This is a genomic window from Sphingomonas sp. T1, from assembly GCF_902506585.1.
GTDB lineage: Bacteria > Pseudomonadota > Alphaproteobacteria > Sphingomonadales > Sphingomonadaceae > Sphingomonas > Sphingomonas aerolata.
Genome location: NZ_LR733875.1, coordinates 557,045 through 576,724 on the forward strand (window position 1 = coordinate 557,045; position 19,680 = coordinate 576,724).

At 64.4% G+C, this 19,680-nt stretch carries 21 protein-coding genes and 1 pseudogene; 10 read left to right on the forward strand and 12 right to left on the reverse strand.

Going from position 1 to position 19,680, the window contains the following annotated elements; genetic code table 11:
• Positions 1 to 875: 875 nt before the first annotated feature.
• Positions 876 to 1,106, forward strand: a pseudogene (locus tag GV027_RS21860) (hypothetical protein); the annotation flags it as partial.
• A 325-nt stretch (positions 1,107 to 1,431) separates the two neighbouring features.
• Here the strand turns inward: GV027_RS21860 and GV027_RS02480 are convergent.
• From GV027_RS02480 to GV027_RS02490, 3 genes are all read right to left on the reverse strand, one after another.
• Entirely contained in the window at positions 1,432 to 1,671 is a 240-nt protein-coding gene (locus GV027_RS02480; RefSeq protein WP_159510871.1) for a hypothetical protein, read from the reverse strand.
• A gap of 116 nt (positions 1,672 to 1,787) precedes the next feature.
• Entirely contained in the window at positions 1,788 to 1,967 is a 180-nt protein-coding gene (locus GV027_RS02485; protein ID WP_159510872.1) for a hypothetical protein, read from the reverse strand.
• Positions 1,968 to 2,281: 314 nt separating this feature from the next.
• Complete coding sequence (locus tag GV027_RS02490; protein WP_159510873.1) at positions 2,282 to 2,461, reverse strand: hypothetical protein; 180 nt, start codon at positions 2,459 to 2,461, stop codon at positions 2,282 to 2,284.
• A gap of 45 nt (positions 2,462 to 2,506) precedes the next feature.
• On the opposite strand from GV027_RS02490, the gene GV027_RS02495 reads away from it, so the two are divergent.
• From GV027_RS02495 to GV027_RS02505, 3 genes are all read left to right on the forward strand, one after another.
• Positions 2,507 to 2,947: an HIRAN domain-containing protein gene (locus tag GV027_RS02495; protein WP_159510874.1), complete on the forward strand. Its 441-nt coding sequence runs from the start codon at positions 2,507 to 2,509 to the stop codon at positions 2,945 to 2,947.
• Between the two features lie 724 nt (positions 2,948 to 3,671).
• A complete protein-coding gene (locus GV027_RS02500; RefSeq protein WP_159510875.1) occupies positions 3,672 to 4,358 on the forward strand; it encodes a DUF433 domain-containing protein in 687 nt (228 codons plus the stop codon).
• Positions 4,355 to 4,747, forward strand: coding sequence for a hypothetical protein (locus GV027_RS02505; protein WP_159510876.1), 393 nt, complete (start codon positions 4,355 to 4,357; stop codon positions 4,745 to 4,747). Before GV027_RS02500 ends, GV027_RS02505 begins: the two co-directional genes overlap by 4 nt.
• A gap of 103 nt (positions 4,748 to 4,850) precedes the next feature.
• Here the strand turns inward: GV027_RS02505 and GV027_RS02510 are convergent, their stop codons facing one another.
• The 3 genes from GV027_RS02510 to GV027_RS02520 all read right to left on the reverse strand — a co-directional run bounded on the left by GV027_RS02510 (position 4,851) and on the right by GV027_RS02520 (position 7,828).
• Positions 4,851 to 5,357 carry a hypothetical protein gene (locus GV027_RS02510; RefSeq protein WP_159510877.1) on the reverse strand — a complete coding sequence of 169 codons (507 nt, stop codon included), beginning with the start codon at positions 5,355 to 5,357 and terminating at the stop codon, positions 4,851 to 4,853.
• Between the two features lie 39 nt (positions 5,358 to 5,396).
• On the reverse strand, positions 5,397 to 5,765 hold the full coding sequence (locus GV027_RS21355; protein WP_236559012.1) for an XF1762 family protein: 369 nt from the start codon (positions 5,763 to 5,765) through the stop codon (positions 5,397 to 5,399).
• A 101-nt stretch (positions 5,766 to 5,866) separates the two neighbouring features.
• On the reverse strand, positions 5,867 to 7,828 hold the full coding sequence (locus tag GV027_RS02520; protein ID WP_236559013.1) for a DNA cytosine methyltransferase: 1,962 nt from the start codon (positions 7,826 to 7,828) through the stop codon (positions 5,867 to 5,869).
• Between the two features lie 208 nt (positions 7,829 to 8,036).
• Here GV027_RS02520 and GV027_RS02525 point away from each other — a divergent pair, with 208 nt between their 5' ends.
• From GV027_RS02525 to GV027_RS02540, 4 genes are read left to right on the forward strand one after another with little or no spacing between them, the layout of a single operon-like run.
• Positions 8,037 to 8,252 (forward strand): hypothetical protein, encoded by a 216-nt coding sequence (locus GV027_RS02525; RefSeq protein WP_159510878.1) that lies wholly within the window; start codon positions 8,037 to 8,039, stop codon positions 8,250 to 8,252.
• 22 nt (positions 8,253 to 8,274) lie between these two features.
• On the forward strand, positions 8,275 to 9,219 hold the full coding sequence (gene cysD, locus GV027_RS02530; protein WP_201302654.1) for a sulfate adenylyltransferase subunit CysD: 945 nt from the start codon (positions 8,275 to 8,277) through the stop codon (positions 9,217 to 9,219).
• Positions 9,219 to 11,132, forward strand: coding sequence for a sulfate adenylyltransferase subunit CysN (cysN, locus tag GV027_RS02535; RefSeq protein WP_159510880.1), 1,914 nt, complete (start codon positions 9,219 to 9,221; stop codon positions 11,130 to 11,132). Before cysD ends, cysN begins: the two co-directional genes overlap by 1 nt.
• The gene (locus tag GV027_RS02540) at positions 11,129 to 11,878 is read left to right on the forward strand and encodes a 3'(2'),5'-bisphosphate nucleotidase CysQ (RefSeq protein WP_236559014.1); all 750 of its coding nucleotides are present in this window, start codon (positions 11,129 to 11,131) and stop codon (positions 11,876 to 11,878) included. Before cysN ends, GV027_RS02540 begins: the two co-directional genes overlap by 4 nt.
• On the opposite strand, the gene GV027_RS02545 is transcribed toward GV027_RS02540, so the two are convergent.
• The 5 genes from GV027_RS02545 to GV027_RS02565 all read right to left on the reverse strand — a co-directional run bounded on the left by GV027_RS02545 (position 11,875) and on the right by GV027_RS02565 (position 17,658).
• Complete coding sequence (locus GV027_RS02545) at positions 11,875 to 12,582, reverse strand: Crp/Fnr family transcriptional regulator (protein WP_159510881.1); 708 nt, start codon at positions 12,580 to 12,582, stop codon at positions 11,875 to 11,877. The genes GV027_RS02540 and GV027_RS02545 overlap by 4 nt on opposite strands.
• Positions 12,583 to 12,785: 203 nt before the next feature.
• Positions 12,786 to 13,172: a reverse transcriptase-like protein gene (locus GV027_RS02550; RefSeq protein WP_159510882.1), complete on the reverse strand. Its 387-nt coding sequence runs from the start codon at positions 13,170 to 13,172 to the stop codon at positions 12,786 to 12,788.
• Positions 13,153 to 14,358 (reverse strand): YihY/virulence factor BrkB family protein, encoded by a 1,206-nt coding sequence (locus GV027_RS02555; protein WP_236559015.1) that lies wholly within the window; start codon positions 14,356 to 14,358, stop codon positions 13,153 to 13,155. The genes GV027_RS02550 and GV027_RS02555 overlap by 20 nt, the downstream gene beginning before the upstream one ends.
• 85 nt (positions 14,359 to 14,443) lie before the next feature.
• Positions 14,444 to 16,942, reverse strand: a complete 2,499-nt coding sequence (locus GV027_RS02560; RefSeq protein ID WP_159510883.1) for an ABC transporter permease — start codon at positions 16,940 to 16,942, stop codon at positions 14,444 to 14,446.
• Complete coding sequence (locus tag GV027_RS02565; RefSeq protein ID WP_056408049.1) at positions 16,939 to 17,658, reverse strand: ABC transporter ATP-binding protein; 720 nt, start codon at positions 17,656 to 17,658, stop codon at positions 16,939 to 16,941. The genes GV027_RS02560 and GV027_RS02565 overlap by 4 nt, the downstream gene beginning before the upstream one ends.
• A 109-nt stretch (positions 17,659 to 17,767) precedes the next feature.
• Here GV027_RS02565 and GV027_RS02570 point away from each other — a divergent pair, with 109 nt between their 5' ends.
• Complete coding sequence (locus GV027_RS02570) at positions 17,768 to 18,409, forward strand: arylesterase (protein ID WP_236559016.1); 642 nt, start codon at positions 17,768 to 17,770, stop codon at positions 18,407 to 18,409.
• 132 nt (positions 18,410 to 18,541) lie between these two features.
• Positions 18,542 to 19,276 (forward strand): Crp/Fnr family transcriptional regulator, encoded by a 735-nt coding sequence (locus GV027_RS02575; protein ID WP_031395205.1) that lies wholly within the window; start codon positions 18,542 to 18,544, stop codon positions 19,274 to 19,276.
• Positions 19,277 to 19,300: 24 nt separating this feature from the next.
• Here GV027_RS02575 and GV027_RS02580 read toward each other — a convergent pair whose 3' ends face one another.
• Positions 19,301 to 19,639, reverse strand: a complete 339-nt coding sequence (locus GV027_RS02580) for a hypothetical protein (protein ID WP_042467360.1) — start codon at positions 19,637 to 19,639, stop codon at positions 19,301 to 19,303.
• Between the last annotated feature and the right edge of the window lie 41 nt (positions 19,640 to 19,680).

A 19,680-nucleotide genomic window follows, 5' to 3' on the forward strand; every position in this document is an offset into this window, starting at 1 on the left:
ATCGGCAAGCCCATTCGCGGGTAATATCGTCATCAGCCTGGGAATACCCATTGTCAGCATTGACACATCCCGCAGGGTGTAAATAAGTCCGTGACTAGGACAATGGTGAAACTTACAAAGGCTGGAGTTAAAAATGCCCGGCTTTCCGAGTCGGGCATTTTTTTGCGTTCGCGACCGCGTCATATTCTTTACCGGCATCTCATAGGTGCAAGCTTGATAAGCAAGGCCAAGGGGTTTCACTGCCTTTTACATAGCAGTGTATGCAGTCTTAAACAGACCGCCTACCATATAACCAATCAAAGGCGTTAGTTACGCCACACTACTGCAACGGCCCTGCGTTGATCACATCGACAGCTGCAGCGACGCGCGCCCAATCGGAGTGGTGGGGATCATCGCCCATTATATCGAGCAAAGTGGCGACGACAGGTGCCGACTCCAGTACGCCATGCGTCCGGACAACGTCCCACGCCTTCAGCCACACTTCTCGGTCGCTCATCATCGAGCAAGGCTATGTGTCAGCGGCCGATCCGGGTAAACTATCTGCACAGCGCAATGAGCTGCCTTAAGGGTCCAGTCTTCCGACGAGTGCTCCAACGGCAATCACGGCCGCAATGAGTGCCCAACCCTCCCACGTTCGCGGCGTCCATCCTATTCCGACAACCTTTGGCTGAAACCATGTTTTTAGATCGTTCATCTTAATTCCATCGATGTCGAGTCGCCGTTGCACAGAGTAATCTAGACCGTCCGATACGAGGGGCAAAACCTTACATCCCCACAATGGACGAACTGACCACCTCCATTGTCGGCATCGACATCCCGGGCGAGGACAAGAGCAAGAGCACCGGCATATGTAGTACGCGCGGTGTTCGCCTGGACCAGCGGTCGCGTTGCGCCTCAAGCCGGCCAACCCGTACGACGAGCACACCGTTGCCATCTTCAACGAGCGCGGCATTCAGATGGGCTATGCAAGCGCTGACAGTGCGCCGCTGATCGGCAAGCAGATGAAATCGCCGTCTTCCAGGCGATACACAAAAGCGGCACCGACATCCGGATCCGGTTCGGAGGCGGGGTGCTTACTCTGCCCGACCGGGTCCCCGCTGTTCTAAAACGCCCGCCTCCCCGCAAGGCGCGGCCGGCCCAGCGACTGGTCGACGACCCCATGCATTCTACCCCGACCAACTGGGCCCGAGTTCAGCGCTTAACATTGGTCTTCGAGTGCGGTTTGACGTATGTTTGCAATATGAAGCCCAGCAAGTTCGTCCCGTACTATGAGCGACTGTTAGGGCGAGCGCTTGGGGCTGACGAACGCGACGCGATCACTGCGGCCCGCGGCAAAAGTGTTGGGAAACGGGACGCCGTAAAATCAATGCGTGCGGCACTGCTCAAGATGGTGCCTGAAGCGCACGCTAAACCCCGAATTTTTGCTTTAACTCAACGCTCGGGAGACAACGCACCCGCGTTCCAACCTAGTGAATTTGCACCAGTGGCGGCGCAAGATCCATAGGCACCATCTTCGGCATGGTGAAGTGCATCGGCCAAAAAAGAAGCCACTAGCGGATTGTTAGATGCGTCGGCGACATGAAGCGCCCATGCGATCGCGGAACGCAAAATTTCTGCGTCGTGTCCAAAGGGCGTATTCATAGGTGGTTTTGTTACAAAGTAGATCGTCAAAGGCCAAGCCATCCTTCGACAATCAGGGTTAAAATCAATGTATGTTGCTTTTTGTCAGCGCGTACGTTTGTCGGGAATGCGCGTATTCTCAACTACCCTAGGCATAACTTGGCCGACTAACTGATCCCACGCACAGCAGCCTGCCGTTTGGCATGAGCGGACGCGGCCAACAGATCCTTCGCTGAGGCCAAAGCTGCTTCGGGTGTCATCGCCATAGCGTATCCACCAGCCTCCACTAAAACCGCGCCCTCGACGGCAATCGCAGTGAACGGGTTAATGCGCAGCGTGTCAGCCATTTGTAGACTCATAACTTATCAATAGGAGAATACATTATCATCGGTCTGCCATCCTCGATTAGATACCGCGTTCACAACATACGTTAATTCATGTAGCTTTCTGTGCGGACGGGACTGATTTTGACAGTTCCGCCTCGTCATCGTGATGCGGCCGTTAACGGACCATGGCGCAGCCGACGAGATGTTGATTGGACAGCGGAAACGCCGCTTCGACTTTGAGCGTGGCAGCAAGTCAATCACATGGATCAGCACCATTCGCCAACACGCTCAAACCAAGGAACCGTATGCTCTCAAGTTCATGGGGTTCGGATCGGTCATTGCGGGGTGGCCTCGGCGATCTCGTCGACGGCAGCGGCAACCTGGAGCCATTCGCTCCACCTGGGCTCCTCGTCGAGACTGTTCACGATGGCGCGGATTGCCGAGCCCGCCTCTCGCGTCCCATAGGTCTCGACGATCGCCATCGCCTTGAGCCAGACTTCTCGGTCAGTGATCATACGCGAAACCTATGCGGGGCCGACCGATTAAGGCAAACCATCCTTATGGACGAATTAACCACATCCATTGTCGGCATCGACTTTCCAAACGAGGACAAGAGCAAGAGCAACCGGCGCATGGAGTGCATGCTTTGCGCGCCGGGCGACGCGGTCGAGCTGCGCCTCGAGCCGGCCAACCCGTTCGACAATAATGCCGTTGCCATCTTCAGCGATCGCGGCACCCAGCTAGGCTATGTCAGCGCCGAGCGCGCGCCGCTCATTGGCAAGCGGATGAAGGAAGGCGAGACGATCGCCGTCTTCCAGGCGATGCACGGAAGCGGCGCTTACATCCGAATACGGTTCGGAGGCGGTGTCCCTACCCTGCCCGACCCGATCCCCGATGTGCCGAAGCGCCCGCCTCCTCGCCAGGCGCGGCCAGCGCAGCGACCGGTCTACGATCCCCACGCGTTCTATCCGGATGAAGATGGTCCCGAATGGGGAGCCTAAACCGGACCGCTACTTGCCTACCGCTTGCGCCCGCTTGGCAGAAACAGAGACCACGTCAATCTGAAGTAAACCACTAGTTCGATGGTCGCTATCACCCAAAAAGTTCTCTTCGTCCCTATCACGCATGCCGCATGTTTCGGGCCTTCCAGACAGTCGCCCATCGTGAAGATGGATAGCACGATAAGGCCGCCAAGTACGAACCCGACGCTCCAAATGATGAAAACGACGATCTTCAACGGGTTCACTGAACACTCCATCCCCGGCTACCCAGCTCGCGCACCTATGCGCCGCTCATTACGCAAAGTCTCGCGGATGCTATCCTGATGAGGAAGGGCCAGGGTGGGCCGCATGACCAATCGCGTGATGCTGTTGGCGACGTGCCGAGGAGCATCCCGCGAGCAGCTGATCAGATAGGACTGATGCGGCTTCGATATCCAGTGTCGCGGCAAGGCCAGGCCCATCGATCAGGACCATCCCCCCGCTCGCCGAGACACTTACAATTTCAGGACGCAATGCCTCAGCCATGGCCATTCTCCGCTAAACGGCCAGCGGTCAGGGAGGGGCATTCGTTCCGGGATGTAGATTTAAGTTAGGGCGATGCCGTCAGAATTCACCGCGCTCTATCCTGATGAGGATGGGCCGGAGCAGCGCCGCGTAGATCTGGTAAAACGGACTGTGCCGAATTTTGTGTAATTTGGTAACACAACCTGCATATAGCTGCGCCATGAGCGACGCAGGTTTCGGCATTGGCATCTATACCGCGCCTGAGGCTGCCCGTATGGTTGGTATGCAGCCAAACACGCTACGACGATGGCTTGTCGGCTACGACCATCATGACAAACGAGAGACGCCGCTTTGGCAGCCGCAGTACGATGCATCCGATGCCGACGGCATGCTGTTAGGCTTTCGCGATCTGATTGAGGCCAGAATCGTTAACGCCCTCCGCGGTAAAAAGATTGGGCTGCCGACCATACGGATATGCCTTGATCGCGCGCGGGCGATAGTAGGCCAGGACCACCCTTTTTCGACACGTCAGTTTAAGACTGATGGCAAAACGATCTTTCTCGAAATCACACGTGGATTGGACGAGCCGCAACTGATCGACCTGAAGCGCAGCCAAGGTGTTTTCAGTCGAGTGGTCGCTCCGACCCTCGACGACCTCGACTTCGGTGCCGATGGCGCAGAACGTTGGTGGCTACTGCATGGGCGCCGCACAATCGTTGCGGATCCCGAGCGGTCGTTCGGGCAGCCGATTATTGCGGAGAACGGGATTACGACCGCGCGAGTGGCCCAGGCTGTCGAGGCAGAGGGTTCCGTCGCCAGGGTCGCCACTATCTACGAGATCAAGCCCCGCCTCATCCGCGATGCTCTCGCCTACGAGAGCCAGCTGGGGCAGCGCAAGGCGGCGTGAAGCTCCTTGTCGACAACATGCTACCTCCCCGCCTGGCGCGCGGCCTCGGAGAGCTATTTAAAAATCAGCATGAGGTCGTACACATTAGGGATAAGTTTGACACCGGCAGTCTGCCGGATGCCGAGTGGATCGAGCGACTAGGCAAGGAAGGCGGCTGGACTGTCCTTTCGGGCGATCGTCGCATCGCGACCAAGCGTCCGTCGCGCGAGCTTTTTAACAGATCGAGTCTCGTCGGCTTTTTTCCGCTTCCCGCCGTGCTTGATCTGCCCCTCAACCTGATGACCGCGCGCGTTCTGACGCTTTGGCCAGCCATGGACGACACGGCACGTATCATGGACAGGGGATGCTTCGATCTTGGCATTAAAGGCGCGTTGCGCCCAGTCGGTTGACGTCAATATTGCTGCGCTGTCACGCCGGAACTACGGCGAAGTCGATATACGATCCCCACGCGTTCTATCCTGATGAGGGAGGGCCGGAGTTAGGGGATCAGTGTTACGGCTTTGAGCCGAGGTCGGCTGGCGGGATATGCTTCCGGTGCACTTGCAGCGGAGACCCAACATCGTCGTGCACTCGGCCCGTAAAATGCATAAGCAGGGGCAGCGTCTTTTCAAAGTTCGGGATGCCCATCTCACCCGTGTCCGGCATATATCGGAACACAAACTGAGCTTGCTGCCTATCTAGCTCCCCAAGGCACGCTTCCAATCGTCGTTCGTCGTCCCATACCAGACCGAGTGATGTTGCAAGGTGGTAGGCTGCCGTGAGATCGTGCCCGCATGCTTCGGCCTGGTGCTGAGTGCCTCCAAGGTGCAAAATCACTGCCTTCAGGCCAAGCTCGAACCCAAAGCTGATCAGCTGACTTAAGGGAAGCGCTACGTTCGCGATGTATTGATCATCCGCGTCGGTATGCACTAGCTGAGCCACGCTCGCATACGACAGGGCCGCATGGGCAAGATGCGCCGCCGTTGTTGGCAGGCCCTTCAATCGCTTCTGTTTCGACATGCTGCCTATCTACGCTCGATCATTTGAGGGTGTCGATGATCATGCGGCGAGATCCCCGGCGGCGGGCCAATCGCCCCAGCCATAGGCGACCTTGTCCTCGGTCGGGTGCTTGTCCGTCCGCGGACGCGATGGCGTGTCCCAGCTGCGGCCGGCGACGCGCCAGAGAAACCGCCAGCCCGCCGCGCGCAGCGACGCGCCCGTCTCGCTCGCAAGGATGTACGTCAGACCCCGCCGGTATCCCTTGGCGACCGCCGCGCGCCGCGCCGCGCCGTAGAGCATCGAGCAGCCGTTCGCCTCGCCGTCGGTGCATAGGCGGGTGACCTCCATGGTCAGGACATCCTGCAGGGCACGCGCGACCGGGCGACCGACGACAGCGATGCCGACCAGCGCACCATCCTCCCCCGCCAAGCCGTGAAGCTAGAGGAAGCCCGACACCCACCCGTGGTGCCGGTGATGATCAGGGACGAACTGCCGCGCCTCGATGCGCTGGACTGGGCGAAGGGCGCTCGTCATGCCGCGAGTTCCGCGGCGGCAGGCTGCTCATAGTTTGCACGAACGAGCGCGGCGGCGAGCGGCGGACATACCGAGTTCCCACACATGCGGATCTGTGCGGTCTTCGTCAGTGGCTTTCCGCTCGGGCCGATCGGATCGATGACGTAGTCCACGGGGAAGCCCTGCGCGGCGAAGAGCTCGCGCGGCGTCAGCATGCGCATCCCGATGTCGACGATCTGATATGGCTCGCCCCGGACCATCACGAGGCCAAAGCGATCGCGCGTCGTCACGCTGCCGAGCGGCGCGTCGATGTCGTGGCCCTCGTCGCTGCTCTCCCCGCCATAGTACTTCAGGAGGAACGCCCGAACCTCGCCGACATGCAGGCCGCCAGCAGTGATCGCGGGAGCCGGCTCGTCGACCGGCCCGTCCCGGCGATCCGATCCCTTCAGGCTGATTAGATGGGCAGCGACCACGCCCTGATGTGATCCGGTCGTCGTGACGGTCGACATTGGCTCTTCGGCGCTGTGCCCCGCGTGGATGCCGCCATTCGGCATGGTGTTGTGCTGGGCGAGGAAGGCCGACACAACCGCGTGCTTGCCCCCTCCTGCCACAACGGTCCCGAGCGGAGCCTCTATGTCCAGCGCGCGCGGAGCTTGCCCCTCCCGCTCCCCGTAACCAGTCTGCACCATCGTCGCGGCCACAATCCCGAGCGGCACGTTCCCGCCTGGCCCCTTGATGTAGCTGTTCGAGGTGATCGTATGCAGCGGCTCATCGGCGGCATGCCCGACCGAACCCTCGTGGAATTTAGTGATATGCGCGGCGATTACGTTCAGGTGCGCGCCGTGCGCCGTGATCGTATGAACCGGCTCATCGGCACCATTAAAGGGCTTCCCCGAGTTGCGCATCGTCATGATGTGCGCGGCAACAACCGTGTTCTGATCTTTGGTCGACGCGCAGATTGTGTGCATCGGATCCTCAACGCTGCGGTTGCCGCCGCCCTGCTGCGCATAGGACACGATAGGCACGACGAGCGCCTTCTCGCCCCGCTGCGCGCCGGTGATCGTCTTGAAGGGCTCCTCGACGCTTTCGACCCGCTCGCTGCCGTGATGCGTCAGGTTGACGATGAACGGTTGCGCGGCGTCGATCACATAGCGCTGGATGCCCTTAGCAATGCGCGCCATCGTTGCGTCGGCCAGTGGGCGCTTCACGCCGATCGCGCGGCCTTCCTCCTTCGTCAGGAAGATCGACGGGCACGGGATCGACCAGTCGATGCATTCGGCGGCGGTCCGGTACGGGGCTGGCGTGCCGGGCCCGTTCGTCTCTTCCGGCCATACGATTGGCAGACCGTCGCATCGGGCGATCAGGCACAGCCGCTTGCGGATCGTCGGCGTGCCATAGCGCGACGCCTTGAGCACCTTCCACTCGACCTTGTATCCATGCCGGAGGAGCGCGGCGATCCACTTCGCGAATTCCTCGCCGTTCCGGCCGGGGATGCGCTTGCCCTCGTCGTCGAGCGGACCCCAGGTCAGAAACTCCTCGACATTTTCGACCTTGATCACGGCGGGCTTCAGCTTCGGCCCGAGGCGCTCAACCCACGACACTACAACCCATGCGAGGTCGCGAATGCCCTTCTCGCGCGGTTTGCCGCCCCGGGCGTTCGAATGATGTGTGCAGTCGGGTGAGAACCACGCCAGGCGGACCGGCTGGGGCGTCCCGTTGATCGTCACCGCGTCGAGCGGGTCGATGCTCCAGATGCTCTGGCAGTGGTGTCGGGTCCGCGGGTGGTTCGCGGTATGCATCGCGATCGCTTCTTCGTCGTGGTTGATTGCCACGTCGATGTCGCGACCGGTCGCCGCCTCGATGCCGGTGGACGCCCCGCCCCCGCCCGCGAAGTTGTCGACGATGATGCCGATCGAATAATCCCGGTGGAACGGGAGGGCAGCGGCGATGACGCCATCGAGCATGTCCGGCGTCTTCATGCCGGGCCACGCAATTTAACTGGAATGACGCTCAGACGGTTTTCCATTTCACACCTCTTCTCTCGGTGGAAACAGTGGGGGTTTTCTGGTATTCTTGCGTCAGAAGCGCAGAGTTCTGCGGTGTCGGGTTAATTGACAGTTAACCAAGCCCGACCCTGCGCAAACGGTGCAATTCCGCGCTTGGCACGAGCGTTGCTAGGTTGCTGGAATGTGGAAACGTTTCTGCCGCCTGTTCGTGATCAAGACCAAGTTCGAGGCGTATCTCGTCATCTACGGGCTCGGTCTCGGGGCGGTCGAACGTGGCAGCCATTTTCTGGAGCAGTATCCGGGCTATGGCGGCTGGCTGCTCGCCGCGGCCTGTTCGACCGCGGTGTTCATGGCGGGCGGGCGGCTGATCGACTCGGTCGACCAGTCGCGCGACTGATCGCGCTTTTGCGGCCAACAGTATAAGTTCGTCGCACACCGCGTCCGCGGGCCTATCTGGGAACGCAATGACCGGGCTCACACATCTGCAACGCCTCGAAGCCGAGAGCATTCACATCCTGCGCGAAGTCGTCGCCGAGGCCGAGCGCCCGGTGATGCTCTATTCGGTCGGCAAGGATTCCGCCGTGATGCTGCATCTGGCGAAGAAGGCGTTCTTCCCCGCGCGCCCGCCCTTCCCGCTGCTGCATGTTGACACGACGTGGAAATTCCGTGCGATGTATGATCTGCGCGATCGCGCCGCGGCGGAGGCCGGGATGGAGCTGATCGTACACACCAATCCCGAGGCGCGAGCGCTCGGGATCAATCCGTTCGACCATGGCAGCCGCCACACCGACATGTGGAAGACCGACGGGCTGAAGCAGGCGCTGACTGCGGGCGGCTATGATGCGGCGTTTGGCGGCGCGCGGCGCGACGAGGAGAAGAGCCGCGCCAAGGAGCGCATCTTCAGCTTCCGCTCGGCAAGCCATGGATGGGATCCGAAAGCGCAGCGCCCCGAGCTCTGGCGTCTGTACAATACGCGGATTGCGAAGGGCGAGAGCATCCGTGTCTTCCCGCTGTCCAACTGGACCGAACTTGACATCTGGCAATATATCCTCGCCGAAGGGATCGAGATCGTCCCGCTCTACTTCGCCGCACCGCGGCCGACCGTCGAGCGCGATGGCATGCTGCTGATGGTCGATGACGAACGGTTCCGCTTTCGCGACGGCGAAGTCGCGGTCGATCGGTCGATCCGCTTCCGGACGCTCGGCTGCTACCCGCTGACCGGCGCGGTCGAAAGCGAGGCCGCGACGCTACCCGACGTCATCCAGGAGATGCTGCTGACGACGACCAGCGAGCGCCAGGGCCGCGCGATCGATCATGATCAGGCGGCGAGCATGGAGAAGAAGAAGCGCGAGGGGTATTTCTGATGTCCGCCTATACGCCCGAGGCGCTGATCGCGTCGGATATCGACGCCTATCTCGATACGCATGCGAACAAGTCGATGCTGCGTTTTATCACCTGCGGCTCGGTCGACGACGGCAAGTCGACGCTGATCGGCCGACTGCTGTATGATTCCAAGACGATCTTCGAGGATCAGCTCGCAGCACTCGAGGCGGACAGCCGCCGGGTCGGCACGCAGGGTCAGAATATCGATTTCGCGCTGCTGGTCGACGGTCTTGCCGCGGAGCGCGAACAAGGCATCACGATCGACGTCGCCTATCGCTTTTTCTCGACCGAGAAACGCAAGTTCATCGTCGCAGACACGCCGGGGCACGAGCAATATACGCGCAACATGGTCACCGGCGCGTCAACCGCGGACCTTGCCGTCATCCTGATCGACGCGCGCAAGGGCGTGCTGACGCAGACCCGCCGTCACAGCTATCTGGCGCACCTTGTCGGCATCCGCGAGATCGTGCTCGCGGTGAACAAGATGGATCTGGTCGGCCATGACGAGGCGCGGTTCGACGCGATCGTCGCGGACTATCGCGCCTTTGCCGCGTCGATCGGTATCGACCGCTTCACCGCTATCCCGCTGTCGGGGCTGACCGGAGAAAACGTCGCGACCCAGGCGACGACGATGCCCTGGTACACCGGTCTGCCGCTGCTCGCGCATCTCGAGACCGTGCCGATCGACGTCGACGCGCGCCAGGCACAGCCGTTCAGGCTGCCCGTGCAATGGGTGAATCGCCCCGATCTCGACTTCCGCGGCTTTGCCGGTATGATCGCCAGCGGCACCGTGCGCCCCGGCGACAGCGTCCGCGTCGTCCCGTCGGGAAAGACGACGACCGTTGCCCGGATCGTCGCGCTCGGCGGTGACCTGACCGAGGCGGTCGCCGGTCAGTCCGTGACAATCGTGCTCGCCGACGAGGTCGATTGCTCGCGCGGCGACGTGATTGCCGCCGCCGATGCGCCGCCCGAGGCCGCCGACCAGTTCCTCGCGACCATCGTCTGGATGTCCGACACGCCGCTCATACCGGGCCGCGGCTATCAGCTGAAGCTCGGCACCCAGGTCGTCGGCGCGACGGTCCAGCCGCCGCGTCACGTCGTCGACGTGAACACGCAGGCCGAATTGTCCGCCTCGACGCTCGCACTCAACGATATCGGGGTCGCGGAGGTCTATGCCGACCGGGCGATCGTGTTCGAGCCTTATGCCGACGGTGCAGATCTCGGCGGGTTCATCCTGATCGACCGCGCCACCAACGCGACCGTCGCGGCGGGAATGATCGGATCGGCGCTGCGCCGTGCGCAGAACGTCCACTGGCAATCGATCGCCGTCACGCGCGAGGCGCATGCCGCGCAAAAGGGTCAGTCGCCCAGGATACTCTGGTTCACCGGCCTGTCGGGCTCGGGCAAGTCGACGATCGCGAACCTGGTCGAGAAGAAGCTGTTCGCGCTCGGCCGGCATAGCTTTCTGCTCGACGGCGACAATATCCGTCACGGACTCAACCGCGACCTCGATTTCACCGAAGCCGGCCGGATCGAAAATATCCGCCGGATCGGCGAGGTCGCACGGCTGATGGCGGATGCCGGGCTGATCGTGCTGACTGCGTTCATCTCGCCGTTCCGCGCCGAGCGGGACATGGTGCGTTCGATGGTCGCGCCGGGCGAGTTCGTCGAGATCTTCGTCGACACGCCGCTCGCCTCGGCCGAGGCGCGCGACGTCAAGGGGCTCTACGCCAAGGCACGCGCGGGCGAGATCGCAGACTTCACCGGCATATCGAGCCCGTACGAGGCGCCGCAGCGTCCCGATATCCGGATCGATACGACCCGCGAGAGCCCGGAGGCCGCGGCCGAGCGCATCGTCGAACATGTCATCGGCGTCTGGAGCTACGACCTGTGACGACCGACCTGACCGATGCCGGACTCGCGCGCTCGGTGGCGCTAGAGGCAGGCGCGCTCCTGCAGGAAATCCGGGCGCGAGGGACGATCGCGGGGGCGGCGATGGGGGCTGCGGGCGACCGCGAGGCCAATATGCTGATCATCGACCGGCTGCGGGCCGAACGCCCGGACGATTTCATCCTGTCCGAAGAATCGCTCGACGATCGCAGCCGCTGTGCAGCGCAGCGCGTCTGGATCGTCGACCCGCTCGACGGCACGCGCGAATATGCCGAGGGCCTCGACGACTGGGCAGTGCATATCGGCCTCGCGATCGATGGCGTCCCGCGCGTCGGTGCGGTTGCGGTGCCTGCGCGCGGTGCAGTCTTCGCGACCGACGATCCGGCAAGGACCTGGGCACCCGCAGGCGAACCGCTGCGGATCGTCGTCAGCCGCTCGCGTGCGCCGGACATCGCGCGTCGCGTCGGTGTCGCGATGGGGGCGACGCTGGTGCCGATGGGATCGGCGGGTGCCAAGGCGATGGCCGTCGTCGATGGCCGGGCCGACGCCTATCTTCATGACGGCGGTCAGTATGAATGGGACAATTGCGCCCCGGCTGCGGTTGCGATCGCTGCGGGACTGCATGCGTCGCGGATCGACGGCAGCCCGCTGGTCTACAATTGCGTCGATCCGCTGCTCCCCGATCTGCTGATCTGCCGTCCCGAACTCGCCGCGTCGATCCTCGCGGCCCTGGCCGCAGCGCGCGACTAGTCGGCCTTGGACCTCACGTGGAGATAGCGGCTCGAAAAGTCCGCGACCTCGCGCAATGCGGTCCAGCTGGGAATGCTGATCCATCGCCTGGTGCGCACGATCAGCCCTTCGCTTTCGAGCAGCTTGATCGTCCGGTTGACATGGACCGCAGTCAGCCCGAGCGCATCGCCGATCTGTTCCTGCGACATCGGCAGGTCATAGCCCCTGCCCCCGTCGAGACCCTGCGCCTCGAGCCGTGCGGCGAACTCGCACAGGAAATGCGCCAGCCGGGTCCGGGCGTCGCGCCGTCCGACGTTCAGCGCCCATTCGCGAAAGATCGATCCCTCGACCAGCGTGTTGACGAACAGCGCGTGACCTATTGCCGGATGAGACAAGGCCAGGCTCTGTAGCGCCGCGCGCGGAATGATCGCCACCTCGGCGCGCGTCAGCGTCTGGACGTTGTGATCCGCGAGGTCGAGAAACAGATGCTGTAGATCGAGCGGCTCGCCGGGGATGTGCAGCGACACGATCTGCCGCAACCCGTCGCCGGTGACCTTCTGGCGAAACGCATAGCCCGAGACTAGCACCGAGCAATGCTGGAGACTGTCGCCCTCGCGGACGAGATAGGCGGATGCATCGAACGTGCGGACATGGTGCGGCAGGGCCTGGATCGCCTCGCGATCACGTCGGTCAAGCGTCGCATGGGTCTTGAGCTTCCGGATCATCAGCGCGAGGGGCGATGTTGCAGTCTTTGCGGGGGTCGGGGACGATGGAGCGATGGCCAACGCAGTTCTCCAGTCGGTGTGACGGGAGCGCGCGCATCTCTCTGTCGTCGGCGGTCAGGAACGGGCCAGCGATGGTAGCGCTATAGCAGGCTGGCGCACCGCGACCAGCACTTCGATTGGGGGACGGTCAGAGGGCCTGGCGCTCAGCGGGGATGCAGGCGGGCCAGCGCAATCCCGGCGAGGTTGTGGGACCGGCCGACATGGCGGATCTTCACCGTCTCGAACGTCGCGGCGAGCGTCTGAAAGGCGTCGCGGTGCGCGCGAAGTTCCGCCGATCGGCAGCGCGCAGTAACACGCGCCTGCCCCACCACCAGCGCGGAGTCCCCGCGCAGATCGACCGAGACCGCGCCAAGTTCGCGGGCGATCCGCAGCGCATGGATCGCCGCCAGCCATTCCGCATCGCTATTGGTGCCGTGGCCGCAGTCGTCCAGGATATGGGTCACGCCGCGAACGACGACTCCGATCTCGATGCGCCCCGGATTCGGACGACAGCCACCGTCAAAAAACAGCTTAAGCGGAACGCTGGACATCGTCGTCACCCTCCGGGGAGGTCCGGCCCGCCCAAGCGAGTACGCCGCCGACGACCAGCAGGATCATGCCTGCCTTGCCGGACCCTCGGCGCAGCGCACCCAGCCCGCCGACGGCGAGAAGAACCGACGGCATCGGCGCGCGCGCGGCCCGCGATGCGGCCGCGGTCTGCGCGGTTCGCACGCCACGGCGCGGTTCTGCCACATCGGGCGTGTGTGATGGCGGGGGCGTCGTCACGGTCGCATCGGCAACGGCAGCGCCACGCGCACCGGCCGGGCGCTCGGGCCCTGTGGTCGTATCGCGGGTGGTGCGATGCTCGAGCTCCGCGTTGAGCTCGGCACCGAGCAGGAAAACATAGGCGGACAGCCACAGCCAGGTCAGCAGCACGACCACCGCGCTCAGCGAGCCGTAGGTCGCGCCGTAATTCCCGAAATTGGCGACGTAGAAACCGAAGCCGACCGTCGCGGCGAGCCAGATCAGCGTCGCTGCAAGCGACCCCGGGGTCAGCCACGCCCATTTGGCATGCGCGCGGTTCGGGCCGTACCGGTACAGGCACGCCGCTGCTGTGACGGCGAGCATTGCCAGCACCGCATAGCTGGTAAGCCGCAGCAGCGTCAGGACGAAATCGGGAGCCCCCGGTATCATGCTGTCGAGCAATGCGAAGGCCGCGGTCGACAGCGCGGCGGTCAGCGCCAGCACCACCGCGCCCGCGGTGATGGAGAATGCGAGGATGTACAGCGCGAAGAACCCGCGTGTCTCGCGTTCCTCATAGGCGATGTTGAGCGCCGTGACGATCGACGATGCCCCCTTCGACGCACCATAGAGCGCAAGCGCGAGTGCTAAGATCAGCCCGAACCCCTTCTTGCCCTCGGACGTCCCGACCACGGTGGCAAGCTGGTCGCCGATGACCTTGGCGGCGTCCGCCGGCAGCACCTGGAACAGGCCGCGGATATTGGCGACGACCGTCGCCGTGTCCGCGACCAGGCCGTAGATCAGCACGATCGAGGCGAGCAGCGGCACGATCGCCGCGAAGGCGTAAAATGCGGTGCCGGCGGCGATCAGCCCGATATTGTCGTCGCTGGCTTCCGCCCAGCTGCGCTTCAGCACCGACCACCAGGTGGCCATCGACATCGACCACGGGCTCGTCACGTCGACGGGCGCGTCGCCGTTTGCCACTGCATTGCTCACTCAAAGATCCCCTTGGCCGCCCATCGCGCCGTCCCGACCCCATGCAAACGCCGCGGCCGCCATTTCGTGCCGCGGCCAGACCATGTCAGAGGTCGCGCAACGCCCGGGCCGGCCTCGCGCTGAGGATCGGCCAGGCCCCGATCAGCCCAATCGCCATCGTCAGCCCCGCGCCCGCCACCAGCGTCGCGACCACCGCCGGATAGCTCGGCAGCCATGTGAACGCGAAGACCTGCGTAACGACATACCACGCCCCCCCCAGCCCCAGCAGCAGCGCCACCACGGACAGGATCACCGTCAGAAACGCATATTCGAGTGCCTGGACGCCGAGCACCTGGAGACGGGTCGCGCCGAGCGTGCGCAGGATCACCCCGTCATAGGTCCGCGCTTCGCGTGCCGCGGCGATTGCGCCGATCAGCACAGCGATACCGGCGAGGATCGCGACCGACGCCGCCGCGGTGATCGCGGTCGCCATCTGCCCCACGATCGTCCGCAATTGCCCCAGAACGTCGCGGACCTCGATCACCGAAACAGACGGAAACCGCGGCAGCAGCGCGCGCATCACCGCCCCCTCCTCGCCACGGTCGAGATCGATCGTCGCCGCCAGATTATGCGGCGCGTCGGCGATCGCGTTGGGGGAAAAGACCATGACGAAGTTGAAGCCGAGCGTATCCCAGCTGATCCGCCGAAACGAGGCGATCCGCGCGCTCCGCTCGACACCCAGCAGGCTGTACTGGATCGGATCGCCGATCTTCAGAGCCAGCGCCTTGGCAAGTTGCTCGTCGATCGACACCAGCGGCGGCCCGGCATAGCCGCGCGGCCACCAGCGTCCCGCGGTGATCTGGCTGCCGTCCGGCAGCGTCTCGGCATAGGTCAGGCCACGTTCGCCACGCAGCGCCCAAGCGCCTTCGGGCAAGGTCTTTAGATCGGCGACACGCGTCGTTGCATAGCCCGTGATCGTGCCGCGCATCGCGGGCACGGTGGTCACGACCGGCTTGCGCGCGGCCTCAGCGACCGTCCGGCGGAATTCGGCTTCGCGCTGCGGCGGGACGTCGAGCGCAAACAGCGCAGGCGCGCGCTGCGGAACGGTCTGCGCGATATTCGCATCGATGCTCGTCCGGATTGCCGCCAGCAGGACGAACAGCGTCAGCCCCAGGCCGAGGGCGACCACCAGCGTGCCGGTCCGAGCGCCGGGACGGTGCAGTGCTGCAATCGCAAGCCTGAGCAAAGGCTGGCGCGCCCGCGGCAACCGCGCAGCCGCGATCCGGATGACCCAGCCGAACCCGGCAAGGAGGAGCAGCACGGCCGCAACCGCCGCGAGGAATGCGGCGCTGAGCCCGGGCTGTTCCGCGGTCAGCAGCGCGAGCGCAACGAGCGCAAGCCCGCCACCGGCAACCCAGGGCAGCGTCCGGCGCAACGGTACGCGCCGCTGGCCGGCATTGCCACGCAACAGCACGACCGCCGGCACGCTTCCGGCTTCGACCAGTGCTGGCGCGGTAAAGGCCAGCGCGATCACCATCCCATAGGCGGCGGCAAGCAGCAGCGGCACGGGCTGCACCGCGAAGCTCGGCGCGACCGGCAGCACGTCGCCCGCGAGCGCGACGATCAACGGCACCGCCGCGGCGCCGGCGATCAAACCGGCTAGAATGCCGATCCCGGCAACAACGACGATCTGGATCAGGTAGACCCGGGCGATCATCCCGGACGTCGCGCCAAGCACCTTGAGCGCGGCGATGCTCTGGCGCCGTGCGGCGAGATAGGACGAGACGCCATTCCCGACGCCGATACCGGCGATGACGAGCGCGGAGAGGCCGACGAGCAACAGGAACTGGCCCATTCGCTGGACGAAGCGTTCTGCACCGGGCGCGGCACGGTCGCGGGTCTTGCTTTCCCAGCCCGCGGACGGGAATGCCGCCTTGATCCGGTCGACCGCGCGCGTGGGCGCGAGTCCCGACCGGAGGCGGACGCGATATTTGGTCTCGTACAGGCTGCCCGGCTGGATCAAGCCGGTCCGCGCAATCCCGGGCAGCGAAACGATCGCGACGGGCCCCAGCGTAAAGCCTTCGCCCAGCCGGTCAGGCTCCTCGGCGAGGACATGGTCGACTACGAACTCGGCCGTACCCAGCCGGACCCGGGCGCCGCGGCCGACGCCCAGCCGGTCGGCGAGCGCGGGCGCGATCCAGATCCCCGAGTCGCGCGGCGGCTCCGCTGCGCCCCCATCGGCAAACCGGACGGTGCCGTACAACGGATAGGCGCCGTCGACGCCCTTCAGTTCGATCGGCACGCTGGCCGCACCGCGAACCGCCGTCGCCTGCATGCGCACCGTCTCCGATACGGTGCCGAGCGCGGCCATCGCGCGGCGCTCTTCGGGTGTCGCAGCGCGTTGCGACGTGGCGAATTCGACGTCGCCACCCAGGATCGTGCTGCCGCGACTTGCCAGCTCGCCGTCGATCGCGCGGGTCAGGCTGCCGATCGCCGCCAGCGCGCCGACCCCCAGGAACAGACAGGCCAGCAGCAGTCGCAGGCCGCGGAATCGCAGATTGAGCTCGCGCCTGGCCAGACGCCAGGCGAGCCGCCAGTCGGTCATGCCCCCGCGCCCGTCACGGACCGCAACTGGTCGCGGACGATACGCCCGTCACCAAGCTCGACGACCCGATCGCACCGCGCCGCGAGGACCGGATCATGCGTGATGATGATCAGCGTCGCGCCCGTCGCCGCACGTCGATCGAACAGCAGGTCCATCACCGCCGCACCCGTCGCGGCATCGAGGTTGCCCGTCGGCTCGTCCGCGAAGACGAGGTCCGGCCGCGGTCCCAGCGCGCGGGCGATCGCGACACGCTGCTGCTCCCCGCCCGACAGCTGGGTCGGATAATGCCCGGTCCGGTGGCCGAGCCCGACCGCCTCCAGCTCGTCGGCGGCGCGTGCGAACGCATCGGCCATGCCGGCAAGCTCCATCGGGACGGCGACGTTTTCCAGCGCGGTCATCGTCGGCAACAGATGAAATGCCTGGAGCACGATGCCGATACGACCGCGCCGCGCGCGTGCCAGCGCATCCTCGTCGAGCGCGCCGAAATCGAGTCCCGCAACCTCGACCTCTCCGCCGCTCGCCTGTTCGAGCCCGGACAGCACCGCCATCAGCGACGATTTGCCCGACCCCGAAGGCCCGAGCAGCGCCACGCTGCTGCCCCGCGCAATGTCGAGATCGATCCCCTTGAGGATCGCGGTCGCCGCACTCGCGCTGCCGAGCGTCAGCGTGACATTGCGGGCCGATATCACCATATCGTCGGAGGTTGATCGGGACATGGAGCACTTTACGTTGGAGCGATACAGGCCTTCATATGTGGCAGTCGCCGCGGTTCTCCAAGCGCTGGTCCTCGCAGGATGCGACCGCGCGGCGGATAGCTCGGCCCCTATGGCGGACACCCGCGGCGCGGGCAACGACACGGCGGTCGATGGTACGGCGGTCGCGATGCCGCCCGCGCCGGCCGGTCGCGAGCGCCTGATCCTGGCCTTTGGCGACAGTCTGTACGCGGGGTACGGCGTCGCGCGCGGTCACAGCCTGCCCGACGTTTTGCAGGCGACGCTCCGCCGCAAGGACGTCAACGCGACGATCGTCAATGCCGGCGTCTCGGGCGACACCAGCGCGGCCGGGCGCCAGCGGTTCGCCTTCGCGCTGGACAGCCTTCCCCGCAAACCCGATCTCATCCTGCTTGGACTGGGCGGCAACGACTTGCTGCGTCAGATCCCGCCCGCCGAGACCCGCGCCAACCTGACCGCGATGATGGACGAGGCGCGCCGCCGCAAGATCCCGGTCGTGCTGACGGGCATGCGGGCGCCTCCCAATCTCGGCCCCGAATATCAGGCGGCGTTCGACACGATCTGGCCCGATCTTGCCAAGACCTATGGTGCGGGACTCTATCCGTTCATTCTCGATGGCGTGATCGGCGACCCCGCGCTGATTCAGCGTGATCATGTCCATCCGAACGCACGCGGCATCGATCGGATCGCCGACCGATTTACGCCGATCATTCTGGGACAGCTTGATAAAGGCTGATACGGACCAATCGACCTGTTGACGACCGGACGAACCGCATGGTTGAGCATGGGGTTACGGGCGGCCGCAACGGGCAGCCGAGATGGGCAGCCGACAGGGGCCGCCGACAAGAACGAATGCAGGGGCGGAACGATGCATCGAAGTGGGTTGATCGCGCGGCTCGAACGCCATCTTGCGCTGACGGAAGAGGAACGCGCCGCGATCTCGCGCGCGGAGCAACGCGAGATCCGGCTCAAGCCCGGCGAGATCCTGATGGCCGAGGGCGGAACGAGCCATGCACTGTTCGTCGTCCATTATGGCTGGCTGCATTCGGCGGCGAGGCTCGCGGCCGGCGGCCGCCAGATCCTGCGCTTCCACTATGCCGGCGACCTGATCGGCACGTCGAGCATCGCCTGGTCGCAGGCCTCGGCGACGCTGACCGCGGTGTCGGACTGCACCGTCACCGAACTGCCCAAGGCCGATCTAGGGCAGATCTTTCGACAGCAGCCACGGCTCGCCGGGCTGCTCTACGCCATCGCCGCGGCCGAGAATGTCGCGATGAGCGACCGGCTCACCTCGATCGGCCGCAAGGGCGCGGCGGAGCGGCTAACCACGCTCCTGCTCGATATCCTGGCGCGTCTTCGGGTCACCGCGGGTGGCGTGATCGACTCCTTCGACCTGCCCCTGACGCAGAGCGATATCGGCGACGCGCTCGGCTTGACCAAGGTGCACGTCAACCGAACGATCCGTGCGCTCGAGCGTGACGGCGTGATCGAGCGCAACGGTCGACGAGTCCGGATCCTCGACCCGGAGCTTCAAATGCGGCGGACGGGCTTTGTCGACCGCTACGGCGAGATCGAGACGGCATGGCTGCCGCCGGCGCCGTAACCACGGCGCTAGTCCGTTTGGCGGTCAGTTCGGCTCGACGACGAAAAGCGTCACGCCCTCATATTTGATGTCGTGCGGGTTGAAGACGGCGTCGGGCCGGAACCCCTCGTCGATCACGACGATATCCTTCAGCCCGGCGAGCTTGAACGTGCCGAGCTTGATCTCCTTGGGCGGCTGTCCGTCGCGCTGCAGCGTGACCGCGTCGACGAACACGTCATCATGGCGCGTGAACAGGATATGCGGCGCGAGTTTGACATGCATCCGATTGTAGACCGCGGTCACGCACTGGCGCAGCGCGATCGCTTGCAGCAGCAGCGCGTTGGCGTTGCTCGGGACGGAACCGGGTGTCGAAGAAGCAGGCATATGGTGCATCGCAGCATTGTTTAATGGTGTCGCGGCGTTCG